Here is a 16,130-nt window from a genome sequence, read left to right as displayed (position 1 = left end):
GCTATTCGCTGACCACGCCGGTCGGCGCCGTCTCGATCTTGAAGGCCGCCGCCATCAGCGCCCGCGTATAGTCGGTTTGCGGGCTGCTGAAAATCTGTTCGGATGTTCCAGCTTCGACAATCTGGCCATTGCGCATGACGATGACGTCATTGGCAAGGGCGCGGACGACTTTCAAATCGTGGCTGATGAAGAGGTAGGCGAGATTATGCTTGGCCTGCAGGTCGCGCAAAAGGTCGACCACCTGCGCCTGCACGCTCATGTCGAGCGCCGAGGTCGGCTCGTCGAGCATGACGAAGCGCGGGTTAAGCACCATGGCGCGGGCGATGGCAACGCGCTGGCGCTGGCCGCCGGAGAATTCATGCGGATAGCGATGCCGCGTTTCCGGGTCGAGGCCGACCTCCTTGAGCACGGCGACCACCTTGTCGTCGCGCTCGTCGGGAGAGAGTTTCGGCTCGTGGATCTTCAGCCCTTCCTCGATGATCTCCGACACCGACAGTCGCGGGCTGAGCGATCCGAACGGATCCTGGAAGACGATCTGCAGCTCGCGCCGCAGCGGCCGCATGGCGCTGAAGGAAAGCTGGTTGATGTCGCGTCCGTTGAAATTGATCGTGCCGGACGAGGAGATCATCCGGGCGAGCGCCAGCCCGAGGGTGGTCTTGCCCGAGCCGGATTCGCCGACGACGCCGAGCGTCTGGCCGGCGCGCACGGCGACGTCGATCCCGTCGACCGCCTTCACATGGTCGACCGTGGTGCGGAAGAAGCCTTTCTTGATCGGGAACCAGACCTTGATGTCCTTGCCCGTCATGACGGGTTTGGCATTCGGGTTGGCCGCCGGCGGCTTGCCCTTGGGTTCGGCCGCAAGCAGGTGCTTGGTGTAGGCATGCTGCGGGTTGGCGAAGATTTCCCTGGTCGGGCCGCTCTCGACGATCTTGCCCTTGGTCATCACGCAGACGCGGTCGGCAATCCGGCGCACGATGCCGAGATCGTGCGTGATGAACAGCAGCGACATGCCCTTGCGGCTCTTCAGCTTGGCGAGCAGTTCCAGGATCTGCGCCTGCACGGTGACGTCGAGCGCCGTCGTCGGCTCGTCGGCGATCAAAAGCTCCGGCTCGTTGGCCAACGCCATGGCGATCATGACGCGCTGGCGCTGGCCGCCGGACAATTGGTGCGGATAGGCATCGAGCCGCTTCTGCGGCTCGCGGATGCCGACCTCATTGAGCAACTCCAGCGTGCGCGCGCGTGCTGGCGCATCGCGCAAGCCCTGATGCAGTTGCAGCACCTCGACGATCTGCTGCTCGATCGTGTGCAGCGGATTGAGCGAGGTCATCGGCTCCTGGAAGATCATGGTGATCTTGTTGCCGCGCACGGCGCGGAGCGCCTTCTCGTTGGCGCTCAACAAGTCGGCGCCGTTAAACAGGATCTTTCCCGAAGGATGGCTGGCCGCGGGGTAGGGCAGAAGCTTGAGCACCGAGAGCGCCGAGACCGATTTGCCGGATCCGGATTCGCCGACCAGCGCCAGTGTTTCGCCCTTGGCGATATCGAAGGAAATATGGTCAACGGCCATCGACTGGTTGCCGCCTTGCGCGAAGGCGACGCTCAAATCGCGGACGGACAGCAGCGGCTCGCTCATTTGAACGTCTTGCGCGGATCGAAGGCGTCGCGTGTCGCCTCGCCGATGAAGACGAGCAGCGACAGCATCAGCGAAATCACGATGAAGCCGGAAATGCCGAGCCACGGCGCGTTGAGATTGCGCTGCGCCTGTTTCAGCAATTCGCCGAGCGATGCAGACCCCGGCGGCAGGCCGAAGCCGAGATAGTCGAGAGAGGTGAGCGTCGAGATCGAACCGCTCAGCAGGAAAGGCAGGAAGGTCAGCGTCGCCACCATGGCGTTCGGCAAAAGGTGGCGGAACATGATGGTCAGGTTGGGCACGCCGAGCGCGCGCGCCGCGTTGACATATTCGAAGTTGCGGGCGCGCAGGAACTCGGCCCGCACCACGCCGACCAGCGCCACCCAGGAGAATAAAAGCATCAGGCCAAGCAGGATGAAGAAGCCGGGCGGCAGGATCGCGGAGATGATGAGCAGCAGATAGAGCACCGGGATCGCCGACCAGATCTCGATGAAGCGCTGGAACAGAAGGTCGGTCCAGCCGCCGAAATAGCCCTGCACGGCGCCCGCCGCCACGCCGATCAGCGAGGAGCCGAGTGTCAGGACAAGCCCGAACAGCACCGAGATGCGGAAGCCGTAGAGCACGCGCGCCAGCACGTCGCGCGCCTGGTCGTCGGTCCCCAGCCAGTTCCAGTTGCCGACGACGCAGTTCTCGTCGGCTTCTCCCTTCGGATATTGGTTGCAGCGCGCCTTCTTGTCGTAGAGCCAGGAGGGTTTCGCTGGCGCGGCTTCGGGGATGGCGTTGTTGACCGTCTGGTAGGAGTAGCGGACCAGCGGCCAGATCATCCAGCCATTGGCGTTGATTTCGTCCTGGATGACCGGATCGCGATAGTCGGTGACGGCATAGAAGCCGCCGAACTTCTCTTCCGGATAGGCGACAAGAACTGGAAACAGGATCTCGCCCTTGTAGGAAACGATGATCGGCTTGTCGTTGGCGATCAGCTCGGAAAACAGCGTCAGCACGAACAGGAACAGGAAAATCCACAACGACCAGTAGCCGCGCCGGTTCGCCTTGAAATTCTGCAGCCGCCGCTGGTTGAGCGGCGACAGCCATGGCCGAGCGGCGCGGGCCGGCTTGGTTTCGGCCGAGGCTACCGCCATCAGACGTCTCTCCGCTCGAAATCGATGCGCGGATCGACCCAGGTGTAGATCAGGTCCGACAGCAGGCCGACGAACAGGCCGAGCAGCGAGAAGATGTAGAGATTGGCGAAAACCACGGGATAGTCGCGGTCGATCACCGACTTGAAGCCGAGCAGGCCGAGCCCGTCGAGCGAGAAGATGTTCTCGATCAGCAGCGAGCCGGTGAAGAAGGCCGAGATGAAGGCGCCGGGAAAGCCGGCGATCACGATCAGCATGGCGTTGCGGAAGACATGGCCGTAGAGCACCTTGCGCTCCGACAGGCCCTTGGCCCGCGCCGTCACCACATATTGCTTGCGGATTTCTTCCAGGAAGGAGTTCTTGGTCAAAAGCGTCGTCGTGGCGAAGGCAGACAGCACCAGCGCGGTCAGCGGCAGCGTCATATGCCAGAAATAGTCGATGATCTTGTCCGGCCAGGACAGCTGGTCCCAATTGTCGGAAACGATGCCGCGCAGCGGGAACCAGTCCCAGAACGAGCCGCCGGCAAACAGCACCATCAAGAGGATGCCGAACAGGAAGCCGGGGATGGCGTAGCCGACGATCACCACACCGCTCGTCCAGATGTCGAAGGTCGAGCCGTCCTTCACCGCCTTGCGGATGCCGAGCGGGATCGAGATCAGGTAGGACAGGAGCGTGATCCACAGCCCGATCGAGATCGACACCGGCATCTTCTCCAGGATCAGGTCGAGCACCGAGATGTCGCGGAAATAGCTGTCGCCGAAATCGAAGCGGGCATAGTTCCACAGCATCATGCCGAAGCGCTCGAGCGGCGGCTTGTCGAAGCCGAACTGCTTTTCCAGCTTCTTGATGAATTCGGGGTCCAACCCTTGAGCGCCGCGGTATTTCGAGCCGACGTCGCCGGAGACGTCGAAATTGGTGGCGCCGGCATCGCCACCGCCGCCGCCGAGGCGGTCGGCACCGCCTTGGTTGGTGAGCCTGGCGATGACCTGCTCGACCGGTCCGCCCGGCGCGAACTGGATGACGGCGAAGGAGATCGCCATGATGCCGAACAGCGTCGGGATCATCAGAAGGATGCGGCGCAGGATATAGGCGCCCATCAGGCTGCCGGCCCCGCCAGAAGGAGAGTGTCAGGCTTTGCCAATTTTTGCCGCCTTGCCCTTGTCGACCCACCACAGCGCCTCGACCGGAAAGCCGAAATCGGGTTTTTGTTCGGGAAAGCCGAACATGTCCCAATAGGCGCTTCGGTGATTCGCCAGATACCAACTTGGAATCCAATCGCGCCGCGCACGCAAGACCCGGTCGAGCGCGCGCATCGCGACCGTCAGGGTTTCGCGGTCCTTGGCGGCGCCGACGGCGTCGATCAGCGCATCGATGGCCGGGCTCGCTATGCCCGGCAGGTTGCGCGAGCCTGAAACGCCTGCGCTTCGCGAATGAAAGAAGATCTCGAGGTCGTCGCGGGTTGGCGTCGCGCTGAAGGAGAAAGCGGCCGAGAGCAGGTCGAAATCGAATGTCGATTGCCTGAGCTGGTACTGGGCCGAATCGACCAGCCGGATTGAGGCATCGATGCCGATAGCCTTCATGTTGGCGACCCAGGGCGAAAAAACCTGCACGAATGTCTCGTCGTCGGCGAGGAATTCTGCGGGCAGCCGTCCTCCCTTCTCGTTGACGACGAAATCGCCGGAACGTTTCCAGCCGGCCTCGGCCAGCAGCTTCGCTGCCTTGCCGAGCTGCTTCCGGTCGCGTCCCGACCCATCGGACGGCGGCTGTGTCACCGCCTCGCCGAAAGCCTCGGGCGGCAGCTTGTCGCGTAGCGGCTCCAGCAATGCGAGCTCCTCCGGCGATGGCGCCCCCGCGGCACGAAAGTCTGATTTCTCGAAGCAGGACTGCGAGCGCTCATAGGAGCCGTAAAAGAAATTGCGCCGCGTCCATTCGAAATCGAAGCACAGCGCGATCGCTTGCCGCACACGCGGGTCCTGGAACTGGGCGCGCCGCTGGTTGACGGCGGTGGCCTGCATCGAGGGCACCGTTTCGGCCGGAAATTCATGCTTGACCACCTTGCCGGCGGTGAAGGCCGGAAAATCATAAGCCGTCGCCCAGACGCGCGAGGTGAACTCCTCGCGGTAGAGGATCTCGCCCTTCTTGAAGGCCTCGAAACCGGCCGTGCGGTCCCGGTAGAACTCGATACGGATACGCCCGAAATTATTCTGGCCGCGATTGACCGGCAGGTCGTTGCCCCAATAGTCGCCCACCCGTTCATACTCGATCCAGGCGCCCGCCGACCAGCGATCGACCTTGTAGGCGCTTGAGCCGAGCGGCGGATTGAGCTGCGAGGAATCGAACGGGTTGGCGGTAAAGAAGGCCTTCGACAGGATCGGAAATCCGACGACGTTGAGGATTGTGCGGGCCGACTGTTTGCCGGAGAATTTGAGCTCGACGGTGTGAGCATCCTTCACCACGGCGTCTTCCAGATGCGTCAGCGACAGCGCGTAGCCCGGATGCCCTTTGTCTTTCAGCAGTTTGAAGGTGAAGGCGACATCGTCGGCGGTCAGCGGCGTGCCGTCATGGAACCGCGCCTGCGGACGCAGCGAGAAAGCGAAGCCGTTGCGGTCGTCGGAAATCGTGACACCGTCGGCGATCAGCCCATAGACCGCGTCGGGCTCGTCAAGCGCCCGCACCATCAGCGAATCGAAGCACATCTCCATGCGCTGCGGCGCATCGCCGTTGGGGACAAAGGCGTTCAGCGTGTTGAAGGTCTGCGGGCTCTGGTTGGCGCCCCAATTGGGAGGGGAGAAGTTGAAAGTGCCGCCCTTGGGCGCATCGACATTGACATAGTCGAAATGCGCGAAATCCGGCTTGTATTTCAGGTCGCCGAAGGCCGACAGGCCGTGCACCTTCACGCCGGTCGGAATGGCGGCGAACGCCTTGCCGGGCAGCAGCGCCGCAGCCGTTGCCGCCGCGCCGAGCGCCAGGAAGTCGCGGCGAGGAAGCATCGTCTGCCGCCTCATCAATTGAGGCCCTTGTATTTGGCGGCGAGCGCCTTTTCCTTCTCGGTGTCGAGCCACCAGGAGTCGGTATCGGCGCCGCGGTAGCTCGGCTGCTTTTCCGGCATGCCGAACTTGTTCCAATAGGCGAGCCAGACCACCGCGCGGTAATACTGCGGCACGACGTAGTAGTTCCACAAAAGCACACGGTCGAGCGCATGGGTGGTGGCGACGAGGTCATCGCGGTCGGTGGCGAAGATGATGCGATCGACCAGCGCGTCGACGACCGGGTTCTTGATGCCGGAATAGTTGCGCGATCCCGGCGAATCGGCCGCCTTCGAGCTCCAGAAGTCGCGTTGCTCGTTGCCGGGCGATTCCGATTGGCCGAGTATGCCGATGATCACGTCGTAGTCGAAATGATCGCGGCGGTTGATGTACTGGGACTGGTCGATGATCCGCAGTGTCGCCTCGACGCCGATCTTGCGCAGATTGGCGATCCAGGGACTGGAGATGACCTGGTCGGTGTCTGCCGAGCCCAGTATTTCGAATTTGAACGGCGCGCCGGTCTTGGCGTTCACCATCTTGCCGCCCTTGATCACCCACCCTGCCTTTGCGAACAGCTCGACCGCCGTCTTGAGATTCTTCCGTTTCGCCTGCGGCGAGTCGTAGACCGGCAGCTTGAATTCCTGCGTGAACACCTCCGGCGGCAGCTTGTCGCGGTATTTTTCGAGGATTTCCAGCTCCTTGCCTTGTGGCAGCCCGCTCGACGCCAGCTCCGTGCCCCCGAAATAGCTGTGGGTGCGCGTGTTCGAATTGTAGAACAGCGTGCGGTTCATCGTTTCGAAGTCGAAAGGATAGGTCAGCGCGGCCCGCACCAGCCGGTCCTGGAACATCGGTCGCCGCTGGTTGAGCATGAAAGCCTGCATCGGCTGCGGCGACGTCGTCTTGAATACCTTCTTGATCACGTCGCCGGCGCTGACCGCGGGGAAGTTGTAGGCCGTCGCCCAGCGTCGAGAGCTGTTTTCCGGTTTGATGTCGTCGAGCCCGCCCTTCGTGAAGGCCTGCCACGCGGCATTGTCGTCAAGGATGTAGGTGAAGCGCTGGGTGTCGAAATTCTCGCGGCCGATCTTCACCGGCAGCTTGGCGCCCCAATAGTCGGGCACGCGCTGCCAGACGATCTCCGAGCCCGGCTTGAAGCTGGCGATCTTGTAGGCGCCGGAGCCCAGCGGCGGCTCCAGCGTCGGCCTAGTGATGTCGCGCTTCTTGCCGCTTGCGTCGGTGCCTTCCCACCAGTGCTTCGGCAGCACGACGAGATCGCCGAGAATCTTGGGCAGTTCGCGATTGCCCTTCTGGTTGAAGTGGAATTCGACCTCGCGGTCCGAGATCGCGACCGCCTCGGTCACATTCTCGAAATATCGGCTGTACATCGGGCTATTGGCCTTGAGCACCTGGAACGACCAGACCACGTCGTCGACGGTGATCGGCTGGCCGTCATGCCATTTGGCGCGTCGGTCTAGCCGGTAGGTCGCAGACGAATAGTCGGCCGGGTACTTGTAGGCCTCGGCGACCAGCGGATGGCTGACGCTGCCCTCATCGGTCGCCTGGTCCATCAATGTGTCGTAGAGGAGCCCCCCAGTGAACTGGGCGAAGCCGGCAGCCGGCGACCCCTGCACGATGTAAGGATTCAAGCTGTCGAAGGTGCCGACGACAACGGTATTGAGGGTGCCGCCCTTCGGCGCGTCCGGATTGACGTAGTCGTAGCGCTGGAAGTTTTCGCCGTATTTGGAAGGGCCGACCAGCGAGGAGGTGGTGTGCCACTCGTCGGCGAAGCTCGCCTGCAGGCTGACGGCGAAAGCGCAGGCCAACATAGATGCGAAAAATGTCCGGGAGCGGCCAACCGTCATGCGTTCTCCTCGTCACGAACCCTAGAGCGTTCATCGTTTCACGGAAACGACAGCCGCCTATCGCCTTGTTTCGACGCAATTCCGGATGGAAAGCCGGTTCCCATTTTTCCTGGAATTGCTCTACCCACCGGCAATCTAGATCATTTGACGCCGGTGAAAACCGCAAGCGCAGCCTTTGTCGCCGCCTATTGCAGGTTTCCTAACAGAAAAGCCGGGACGAACCCGGCTTTTCCAAGGAAGTCTCTATGACAAATTGTTTATTGAGCGGGCGCTGGCGCCGGCGCCGCGGGCTTGGCCGGAGCGGTTCCTTCCGCCGGCTTGGCGGCTTCGGCTGGCTTGGCGCCTTCCGCGGGCTTGGCTTCGGCCGAAGCACCGGGCTGCGGCAGCGGCTTCGGATTGTCCGACAGCGTGCGCAGATAGGCGATGACGTTGGCGCGGTCCTCGTCCTTCGGCAGGCCGGCGAAGCCCATCGCCGTGCCCTTCACGAACTTCTTCGGCGAGGTGATGAAGTGGTTGAGGTTGTCGTAGGTCCAATGCTCCTGGCCGCCCTTGGAAAAATCCTTCATGCCGGCCGAATAGGCGAACCCTTCGTGCTCGGCGACGGGGCGGTCGACGATGTCCCACAGGTCCGGGCCGACCTTGTTCGGGCCGCCCTTTTCGCCGGAATGGCAGGCCTGGCACTTCTTGAAGATGGCGGCACCCTTTTCGGCACTGGCGCTGGCCAGGAGGTCGGCGATCGGCTTTTCGGCCGCGGCAGGAGCGGCAGCACCGCCTTCGGTCGGCTCGGTCGCCTCGATGGCGAAGCCGGGCTTCTCTGGGGTGGGCGAGGCGAACAGCCCGTCCGAGACGAGACCGATGGAAAAGACGATGAAGCAGGTTCCCAGAAATCCGCCGAGCAGCTTGTTGACTTCGCTGGAATCCATACGCCCCTTGCTCCCTTTTCCGGCGGACCGTCCCGTCCACTCCGTCCGTCGGTATCGCGAACTGCCTCGAAAGGGCAGTCAAACCGGGCGGAAACTAGGTCTTTTGCTCAGGCGTTGCAACACCTATAAGGGCGCTTCCAGTGAGACCTTTTGCCACTTTCCATCCGCGTTTTTTGAGCGCCTCAAAATCCGATGTCGACCTTGATCCTGATCCCCGCCCGCATGGCCTCGACGCGCTTGCCGGGCAAGCCGCTGGCCGATATTGCCGGCGCGCCGATGATCGTCCATGTCGCCCGCCGCGCCGCAGAGGCCGGGCTCGGCCGCGTCGTCGTGGCGACCGACACGCAAGCGGTCGCGGAAGCCGTACGGGCGCATGGGTTCGAGGCGGTCCTGACCCGCTCTGACCACGAATCGGGCTCGGACCGCATCTTCGAGGCGCTGACGGCCCTCGATCCCGAGAAGAAGGTGGAAACGATCGTCAACGTGCAGGGCGACCTGCCGACCATCGATCCCGAGATCATCGGCGCGTCGCTGCGGCCATTCGCGGACAAGGCGGTCGATATCGCCACGCTCGGCGTCGAGATCGTGCGCGACGAGGAGAAGACCAACCACAACGTGGTCAAGATCGTCGGCTCGCCGTTGTCGCCGACACGGCTGAAGGCGCTCTATTTCACCCGCGCCACCGCGCCCTGGGGCGAGGGGCCGCTCTATCACCACATCGGCCTGTACGCCTATCGCCGTGCCGCGCTCGAACGCTTCGTCGCGTTGAAACCGTCGCCGCTGGAGCGCCGCGAGCGGCTGGAGCAGCTGCGCGCCCTCGAAGCCGGCATGCGCATCGACGCCGAGATCGTCCAATCGCTGCCGCTTGGCGTCGACACGCCGCACGACCTCGATCGCGCCAGGCAAATCCTTTCAAGTTGAGAAACAAGCATGACCGCTAAGACCAACAGAATTTCTTTCCAGGGCGAACCCGGCGCCAACTCCGACACGGCCTGCCGCAACATGTTCCCGTCGATGGAACCCTTGCCTTGCCCGACCTTCGAGGACGCTTTCAACGCGGTCGAGACCGGCAAGGCCGAGCTCGCCATGATCCCGATCGAGAACACGATCGCCGGTCGCGTCGCCGACATCCATCACCTGTTGCCGGAATCGAAGCTGCACATCGTCGGCGAATATTTCCTGCCGATCCACTTCCAGCTGATGGTGCTGCCCGGGGTGAAGCGCGAAGAGATCAAGACCGTGCACAGCCATATCCATGCGCTCGGCCAGTGCCGCAAATACATCCGCAAGAACGGCTGGAAGCCGGTGATCGCCGGCGACACGGCGGGTTCGGCGAAGATGGTGTCCGAGGTCAGGGACCGCACCATGGCCTCGCTGGCGCCGGCTTTAGCCGCCGAGTTCTATGGGCTCGATATCATCGAGAAGAATGTCGAGGACACCGACTCCAACGTCACCCGCTTCGTCGTGCTGACCAAGAACAAGCAATGGGTCGAGCGCCCTGCGCCGGACGCCAAGATGATGACCACCTTCATCTTCCGCGTCCGCAATGTGCCGGCCGCGCTCTATAAGGCAATGGGCGGCTTCGCCACCAACGGCATCAACATGACCAAGCTCGAAAGCTATCAGCTCGGCGCCTTCACCGCGACGCTGTTTTACGCCGACATCGAAGGCCACCCGGACGATCCGCTGGTCAAGCTGGCGCTGGATGAATTGCGCTTCTTCTCGCGCGAGATGCGCATCCTCGGCGTCTATCCTGCGAGCGCCTCGCGCGAGCAGTGGAAGGTGGCGGATTAGGGCGGTCGCTGGTCCGTCAACTGACGGTTTCGAAGCACGACCGCACCCTTCGAGACTGGCCGAAGCCCCCGTGCTTCGTCATCCACGGGCGAAGCAAGGAGCGAAGCGACGCGCGCAGACCCGAGGATCCATGCCGTTACGTCGACGCGCCGCCCCCGGTGCAGATTCTGCTCCGCTGCACCCTTCGCAAAAGTCACGGCATGGATTCCAGGGTCTGCGCTTCGCTTCGCCCTGGAATGACGAAGCGATGAGGGCCTTCGCTAATCTCTGTCGGCGCTCCGCCCCGTCTCAGCCAAACCCCAGCGGCACGTAGTCGATCTCCATGAACGCCTCGACCTCGGGCACCCAGCGGTCACGCACGAAGGCGACGTGGTCGGGGTGCTCGTTGTAGCGGGTGTAGGCCGCCTGGTCGGCGAACTCCATCGAGAAGCCGAACTGGTAGTCGTTCTTCGGGCTAACCTGCCGCAGTTGCTCGAAATGCGTGACGCCTTTGATCCCGGTGAGGATCTTCTTGGCGTCGTGGAGGAACCGCTTGGTCTCCAGCGACTGCAATGGATGCTTCAGCGTGAACACGACGGTGTGACGGATCATTTCTCGGCTCCTATTCGCTATCGACCCAGGCGCGGATGAGGTGATGGGCGATCGCCCCTTTCGGCGGCGTGATCAAGCCATCGGCATGCTGCCTGTCCAGCATCGTGCGCACCTCGTCGCGAAAGAACCAGCGGCAGTCCTCCAGTTCGTTGAGGTCGGCCTGGATATCCTCGTTGAGCGGCTCGCCGAAGCAGCCGATCATCAGCGAATAGGGGAACGGCCAGGGTTGGCTGGCGTGGTAGACGACGCGGCCGAGCCGGATACCGGCTTCCTCCAGCGTCTCGCGGCGCACCGCCGCCTCGATCGTCTCGCCGGGTTCGATGAAGCCGGCAAGGGCCGAATACATGCCCGGCGCGAAATGCTTGCCGCGCCCCAGCAGGCATTTTTCGCCCGTCACCGTCAGCATGATCGCCACCGGATCGGTGCGCGGGAAATGGTCGATGCCGCAAGCCGGGCAATGGCGCCTGTAGCCGCCGGCGCGCATCCCCGAGCGGTTGCCGCATTTCGAGCAGAAGGCGTGGCTTACATGCCAGGCCAGCAGCGCTGCCCCTTGCGCCAGCGCGCCGGCCGCCGCCTCGTCGATCAGCCCCTGCATATAGACGGAACGATAGTCGATCGCCTTGACCGTCTCGGGCAGTTTTTCCGGCTCGACGCCAGCCGGCACCGCCAGCACCGGGCCTTGCTCGGAAAAGCCGAGCAGCACGCCTTGATCGAGGGCCGCTTCGAAAGCTCCGCTTTCATCCGCCTTGAACCAGGGGTCGAACTTGCCGTCATCGAGTTTGAGGTAAAGTCGGCCGGCATGCATCAGCATCAGCCGCGCGCTTTGATCGGCCAGCGCCTTTTCGACCGCATCGTCGGCGCGGTTCTCGGACTGACGGTCGATCTGGTTGCCGGCGAAACCGGCGAACTGGCTCGGCTCGCGCAAGGGCGCGTCAAACAGGCGAAAGCTCATGGGGACTCGGGTGGGCTGAACGACTCGGGTGGGCTGAATGGACACTGGTCAGCTTATAGCGCCGCCTTGATCGTTTCGGCAAACCGCCTGATATCGGAACGCTGGTAAGGTTCGCGTATGCCGTGCCCCCAGACCGGTCCCGGCCAGCCGGGATCGCCCTCGGACCGGGCGACGACGTGGACATGCAACTGGCGCACGATGTTGCCGAGCGCGCCGGTGTTGATCTTGGTGCAGCCGGTCACCCGCTTCAGCGCCTGCGCCACCATATTCGTCTCGAAAGTCAGCATCGCCTGGTCGAGCGGCGTCATTTCGTGGATTTCTTCCGTGCCCGGCCGCTGCGGCACCAGCACCAGCCATGGCCAGCGCCGATCATTCATCAGCCTGAGCTCGCACAGGCCCAGCCACATAAGCTGCTCGCTGTCCGCCTCCAGCCGGGCGTCCAGCGTGAAACCGGCCTTGAGGCCAGGCAGCATGGGCGTTTCCTTCATTTTTTGTAACATTCTTCAAACCAAGAACGCTAGAGCGGCGGCAAGGTGGCTGCAAGCGATTCATTGGCCGCTGTTATCGATTTGAAGGACTTGTGGCTGTAGGTTCTGGCTCTGCCCTTGCATTTCGCCGCCGAATTGCCGATATGGAGCGCGGGAGGTTGGTGGTGGACGATCCACTCGCCAACCGGGTCAGGTCCGGAAGGAAGCAGCCCTAACGAGCCCGGAACGGGTCATTGTTCCAGCCTCCCGCCTCTTCGCCTTTCTCCCGCGACATTGACGGCGCCAAGCCGTGCGGGCGAGACTATGCGCAGGAATCGGCCGCCTTCCGTCGCGGTCCTTGGAGCTTTTGACGGCGAATGAGCGAAGCCGGAAACTTAGGGACGGAAAAGGCCGGCGCCTATCGCGTGCTGGCGCGCAAATATCGTCCTGCGAATTTTTCCGAGTTGATCGGCCAGGAGCCGATGGTCCGCACGCTGACCAATGCGTTCGCCACCGGCCGCATCGCCCAGGCCTGGATGCTGACCGGCGTGCGCGGTGTCGGCAAGACGACGACCGCGCGCATCCTCGCGCGGGCGCTCAATTACAAGACCGCGACCGTGGACCAGCCCTCCGTCGACCTTTCGATCCCCGGCGAGCATTGCCAGGCGATCATGGAAGGCCGCCATGTCGATGTCATCGAGATGGACGCCGCCTCCCACACCGGCATCGACGACATCAGGGATATCATCGACCGCGTGCGCTACGCGCCGGTCTCGGCCCGCTACAAGGTCTACATCATCGACGAAGTGCACATGCTCTCCACGCAGGCCTTCAACGGCCTGCTGAAGACGCTGGAAGAGCCGCCGCCGCACGTCAAATTCATCTTCGCCACCACCGAGATCCGCAAGGTGCCGATCACGGTCCTGTCCCGCTGCCAGCGTTTCGACCTCAGGCGCATCGACGCCGGTGCGCTGGTCGGGCACCTGTCCTCGATAGCCGCCAAGGAAGGCATTTCCGTCGACGACGAGGCCTTGGCGATGATCGCGCGGGCCGCCGAAGGCTCGGCGCGCGATTCGCTTTCCATCCTCGACCAGGCGATCGCCCATGGCAGCGGCGCCGTGAGCGCCGGCGCGGTGCGCGCCATGCTCGGCCTCGCCGACCGCGCCCGCATCATCGACCTGTTCGAATACGTCATGAAAGGCGACGTCGCCGCAGCCCTGGCCGAATTCCGCGCGCAATACGACACCGGCGCCGATCCGGCGGCTGTGCTCACCGATCTTGCCGAGTTCAACCACCTCGTCACCCGCCTGCGCTTCGTGCCGGCTGCGGCCGACGATGCATCGCTGTCCGAGGACGAGCGCCGGCGCGGCGCCGAATTCGCCGGCACGCTCTCGGTGCGCGTGCTGTCGCGAACCTGGCAGATGCTGCTCAAGGGCATTCCCGAAGTGCAGTCGTCCAACCGTCCGGTCAGCGCCGGCGAAATGGTGCTGATCAGGCTGGCGCATGCCGCCGACCTGCCGACGCTGGACGAGGCGTTGAAATCTCTGGAAGGCGCGGGCCCGCTGCCGAATGGCGCGCCGCGCTCCAATGCTGCAGCGCCGGCCGGCAATGGCGGCGGCGCAAGTGCTGTCGCGCAGGCCCGGATGCCGGCTTCCAACGGTGGCGGCGCCCAGGCGATGCGGTTGGTCGAGGCGCAGCCTGTGCCGGAGGCATTCGTTCCGGCGCCGGCGCCCGTCACTGAGGCGCCAGTCGTTCCGGTCAAATCGCTGGCCGACATTGTTGCGCTTGCCGACGCCAATCGCGACATGGCCTTCAAGGTACTGCTGAAACGCTGCGTGCGGCCGGTGCGCATCGAGCCCGGCCGTCTCGACGTCACCCTGACCGACGACGCGCCCAAGATGCTGCTCAACGACCTGACCTCCAAGCTGCGTGCCTGGACCGGCCGCAACTGGCTGGTGTCGTTGTCGAAGGAAGAGGGCGGCCAGACATTGGCCGAGATGGAGACGACGAAGCGCGAGAACGCCTTCTCGGACGCCAAGAGCGACCCGACGGTCGCCGCCATCCTCGCCCGCTTCCCCGGCGCCAAGATCATCGACGTACGCATCCCGGACGTGCCGGAAGTGGAAGAGGCCGAAGCGGACCTGCCGGTCGAGCCCGCGGCGGATGACGACGAGACCTGAAACACTTTAGAGGACCACCCCGATGAAAGATCTTCTCGGCCTGATGGGCAAGGCAAAGGAAATGCAGGCCAAGTTCCAGGCCATGCAGGACGAGATCGCCACGCTCGAAGCCACCGGCCAGGCCGGCGGCGGCCTGGTCAGCATCACGCTCACCGGCAAGTTCGAGATGAAGGCGCTGAAGATCGATCCTTCGCTCATCAAGGCGGACGAAGCCGAGATCCTCGAGGACCTCATTCTGGCCGCCCACAATGACGCCAAAAATAAGGTCGAGCAGATCATGCAGGAGAAGACCAAGGCGTTGACGGCGGGCTTGCCGATCCCGCCCGGAATGAAATTGCCGTTCTGAGGCGGCGTCCTCCAGTTAATTGATTATGAACGAAAATTGAGCCCGGGCCGCAATATTAACAATTTGCCGGCGTTGTTCACGGGCTCATTTCGAGGCTTTCATAAAGTTTTACCTAAGTCCAGAAGTTGCTAACCTTCTAGCCATCTTTTTGCCTGAAAGAGTCTCATTCTTGCCACATCTCGGGGCGGGCTGGCATCTGGACATGAGGCTTTTTTGGTGATCGCGACGCGATGGAAGACGCCGCTGCTGCTTATCGGCATCGTCACTTCCCCCTTGCTCCTGGCCGGTTGCAGCCAGACCACTTCCTCCCATGGCATGTCGGTGTCGGGTCTGACCGACGCCCTCACGCCGAGTTTCCTCACCACCCGTTCAAGCCACTCGCTGAAGGACAAGGAATGCCTGCAAAGGGCGATGTTCTTCGAGTCCAATCGGTCGAGCCGCGACGGCATGATCGCCGTCGGCACGGTCGTGATGAACCGGCTGCGCTCGGGCCAGCACGGCAGCACCATTTGCGAGGTCGTCGGCGAGAAAGGCCAGTTCGCGCCCGGCGTGCTGACGCGGCCGATGAACTCCAGGGCGCTGCCCGATGTCGAGGAAGCCGCCGATGCGGTGCTGAGAGGCGAGCGCAAGGCCAAGCTCAAGAACACCATGTATTTCCACACCGCCGGCCTGCGTTTCCCCTACAACAACATGCATTACACGATGGTGGCCGGCGGCAACGCCTTCTATGAGAAGCGCGGCCGCAACTGGCAACCGCTACCGGACGAGCCGATGGTCGCCATGAACGTGGGCGACCAGCAGAAGTCCAGCCGCCAGAAGCCCGCGGCCGCCGCGCCGGTGCTCGTCGCCTCCGCCGAGCCGGTCGTCAAGACGATCGTTCGTCCGGACCCCGCAAAGCAGGCCGCCATGGCCGCCGCGCGGACCGAAGACGCTTCCGCCGAACAGACCTATGTGACGGCTTCCGTTGCACCATCCGCCCCATCATCCACAAAGTCCGGCCGTCTCGCGCAGAAACAGACGGTCGTGGCGATGCAGGAGCCGATGGCCGAACCGGACGCCTCGCGTTTCGGCGGCACGCTCAAGGGCCGCTACGTCACTTCGGTGCCCGACGCGCCGCAGGAAGCGTCGATGGGCTTCCAGTCGACGCCTGAGAACACCGACGCCATCGGCGCGATGATCGTCAGCCAGGACCGGCCGCTCGAAACCAACTGAGTCCGACTGTCCCCTGG

The 16,130-nt window shown here is 63.4% G+C and carries 14 protein-coding genes and 1 other RNA gene; 6 read left to right on the top strand and 9 right to left on the bottom strand.

The window, feature by feature from the left end:
- Position 1: 1 nt before the first annotated feature.
- The 6 genes from AC0L2L_RS19160 to AC0L2L_RS19135 all read right to left on the bottom strand — a co-directional run bounded on the left by AC0L2L_RS19160 (position 2) and on the right by AC0L2L_RS19135 (position 8,571).
- Entirely contained in the window at positions 2-1,630 is a 1,629-nt protein-coding gene (locus tag AC0L2L_RS19160) for an ABC transporter ATP-binding protein (protein ID WP_473580211.1), read from the bottom strand.
- Positions 1,627-2,766, bottom strand: coding sequence for an ABC transporter permease (locus tag AC0L2L_RS19155; protein ID WP_473580208.1), 1,140 nt, complete (start codon positions 2,764-2,766; stop codon positions 1,627-1,629). Before AC0L2L_RS19155 ends, AC0L2L_RS19160 begins: the two co-directional genes overlap by 4 nt.
- Positions 2,766-3,860 (bottom strand): microcin C ABC transporter permease YejB, encoded by a 1,095-nt coding sequence (locus AC0L2L_RS19150; protein WP_473580206.1) that lies wholly within the window; start codon positions 3,858-3,860, stop codon positions 2,766-2,768. The genes AC0L2L_RS19155 and AC0L2L_RS19150 overlap by 1 nt, the downstream gene beginning before the upstream one ends.
- Positions 3,861-3,890: 30 nt before the next feature.
- Complete coding sequence (locus tag AC0L2L_RS19145; protein ID WP_473580205.1) at positions 3,891-5,753, bottom strand: extracellular solute-binding protein; 1,863 nt, start codon at positions 5,751-5,753, stop codon at positions 3,891-3,893.
- A 14-nt stretch (positions 5,754-5,767) separates the two neighbouring features.
- Entirely contained in the window at positions 5,768-7,648 is a 1,881-nt protein-coding gene (locus tag AC0L2L_RS19140; protein ID WP_473580203.1) for an extracellular solute-binding protein, read from the bottom strand.
- Between the two features lie 257 nt (positions 7,649-7,905).
- Positions 7,906-8,571, bottom strand: a complete 666-nt coding sequence (locus AC0L2L_RS19135) for a c-type cytochrome (RefSeq protein ID WP_473580202.1) — start codon at positions 8,569-8,571, stop codon at positions 7,906-7,908.
- 192 nt (positions 8,572-8,763) lie between these two features.
- On the opposite strand from AC0L2L_RS19135, the gene AC0L2L_RS19130 reads away from it, so the two are divergent.
- Complete coding sequence (locus AC0L2L_RS19130) at positions 8,764-9,492, top strand: 3-deoxy-manno-octulosonate cytidylyltransferase (RefSeq protein ID WP_473580200.1); 729 nt, start codon at positions 8,764-8,766, stop codon at positions 9,490-9,492.
- Between the two features lie 9 nt (positions 9,493-9,501).
- Positions 9,502-10,365, top strand: a complete 864-nt coding sequence (locus AC0L2L_RS19125) for a prephenate dehydratase (protein ID WP_473580199.1) — start codon at positions 9,502-9,504, stop codon at positions 10,363-10,365.
- A 288-nt stretch (positions 10,366-10,653) separates the two neighbouring features.
- Here the strand turns inward: AC0L2L_RS19125 and AC0L2L_RS19120 are convergent, their stop codons facing one another.
- From AC0L2L_RS19120 to AC0L2L_RS19110, 3 genes are read right to left on the bottom strand one after another with little or no spacing between them, the layout of a single operon-like run.
- The gene (locus tag AC0L2L_RS19120) at positions 10,654-10,956 is read right to left on the bottom strand and encodes a Dabb family protein (RefSeq protein ID WP_292247591.1); all 303 of its coding nucleotides are present in this window, start codon (positions 10,954-10,956) and stop codon (positions 10,654-10,656) included.
- 10 nt (positions 10,957-10,966) lie between these two features.
- Positions 10,967-11,908 (bottom strand): NAD(+) diphosphatase, encoded by a 942-nt coding sequence (gene nudC / locus AC0L2L_RS19115; RefSeq protein ID WP_473580197.1) that lies wholly within the window; start codon positions 11,906-11,908, stop codon positions 10,967-10,969.
- Between the two features lie 53 nt (positions 11,909-11,961).
- The gene (locus AC0L2L_RS19110) at positions 11,962-12,381 is read right to left on the bottom strand and encodes an HIT domain-containing protein (protein WP_027165934.1); all 420 of its coding nucleotides are present in this window, start codon (positions 12,379-12,381) and stop codon (positions 11,962-11,964) included.
- 168 nt (positions 12,382-12,549) lie between these two features.
- Here AC0L2L_RS19110 and ffs point away from each other — a divergent pair.
- The 4 genes from ffs to AC0L2L_RS19090 all read left to right on the top strand — a co-directional run bounded on the left by ffs (position 12,550) and on the right by AC0L2L_RS19090 (position 16,113).
- Positions 12,550-12,646, top strand: an RNA gene (gene ffs, locus AC0L2L_RS19105) — signal recognition particle sRNA small type.
- Between the two features lie 106 nt (positions 12,647-12,752).
- Positions 12,753-14,555, top strand: coding sequence for a DNA polymerase III subunit gamma/tau (locus tag AC0L2L_RS19100; RefSeq protein ID WP_473580194.1), 1,803 nt, complete (start codon positions 12,753-12,755; stop codon positions 14,553-14,555).
- Between the two features lie 22 nt (positions 14,556-14,577).
- Positions 14,578-14,901, top strand: a complete 324-nt coding sequence (locus tag AC0L2L_RS19095; RefSeq protein WP_027165932.1) for a YbaB/EbfC family nucleoid-associated protein — start codon at positions 14,578-14,580, stop codon at positions 14,899-14,901.
- A gap of 216 nt (positions 14,902-15,117) precedes the next feature.
- Complete coding sequence (locus AC0L2L_RS19090) at positions 15,118-16,113, top strand: cell wall hydrolase (protein ID WP_473580192.1); 996 nt, start codon at positions 15,118-15,120, stop codon at positions 16,111-16,113.
- The last annotated feature ends 17 nt before the right edge of the window (positions 16,114-16,130 follow it).

The organism is Mesorhizobium sp. WSM4832, from assembly GCF_055811115.1.
The sequence above is the reverse complement of the archived record's forward strand: the minus strand, read 5'-3'. Positions and strand labels throughout refer to the sequence as shown.

Bases quoted from the DNA above. Each gene is read 5' to 3' on its own strand.
- AC0L2L_RS19160 (WP_473580211.1), bottom strand. From the start codon at position 1,630: ATGAGCGAGCCGCTGCTGTCCGTCCGCGATTTGAGCGTCGCCTTCGCG.
- AC0L2L_RS19155 (WP_473580208.1), bottom strand. From the start codon at position 2,766: ATGGCGGTAGCCTCGGCCGAAACCAAGCCGGCCCGCGCCGCTCGGCCA.
- AC0L2L_RS19150 (WP_473580206.1), bottom strand. From the start codon at position 3,860: ATGGGCGCCTATATCCTGCGCCGCATCCTTCTGATGATCCCGACGCTG.
- AC0L2L_RS19145 (WP_473580205.1), bottom strand. From the start codon at position 5,753: ATGCTTCCTCGCCGCGACTTCCTGGCGCTCGGCGCGGCGGCAACGGCT.
- AC0L2L_RS19140 (WP_473580203.1), bottom strand. From the start codon at position 7,648: ATGACGGTTGGCCGCTCCCGGACATTTTTCGCATCTATGTTGGCCTGC.
- AC0L2L_RS19135 (WP_473580202.1), bottom strand. From the start codon at position 8,571: ATGGATTCCAGCGAAGTCAACAAGCTGCTCGGCGGATTTCTGGGAACC.
- AC0L2L_RS19130 (WP_473580200.1), top strand. From the start codon at position 8,764: ATGTCGACCTTGATCCTGATCCCCGCCCGCATGGCCTCGACGCGCTTG.
- AC0L2L_RS19125 (WP_473580199.1), top strand. From the start codon at position 9,502: ATGACCGCTAAGACCAACAGAATTTCTTTCCAGGGCGAACCCGGCGCC.
- AC0L2L_RS19120 (WP_292247591.1), bottom strand. From the start codon at position 10,956: ATGATCCGTCACACCGTCGTGTTCACGCTGAAGCATCCATTGCAGTCG.
- nudC (WP_473580197.1), bottom strand. From the start codon at position 11,908: ATGAGCTTTCGCCTGTTTGACGCGCCCTTGCGCGAGCCGAGCCAGTTC.
- AC0L2L_RS19110 (WP_027165934.1), bottom strand. From the start codon at position 12,381: ATGCTGCCTGGCCTCAAGGCCGGTTTCACGCTGGACGCCCGGCTGGAG.
- AC0L2L_RS19100 (WP_473580194.1), top strand. From the start codon at position 12,753: ATGAGCGAAGCCGGAAACTTAGGGACGGAAAAGGCCGGCGCCTATCGC.
- AC0L2L_RS19095 (WP_027165932.1), top strand. From the start codon at position 14,578: ATGAAAGATCTTCTCGGCCTGATGGGCAAGGCAAAGGAAATGCAGGCC.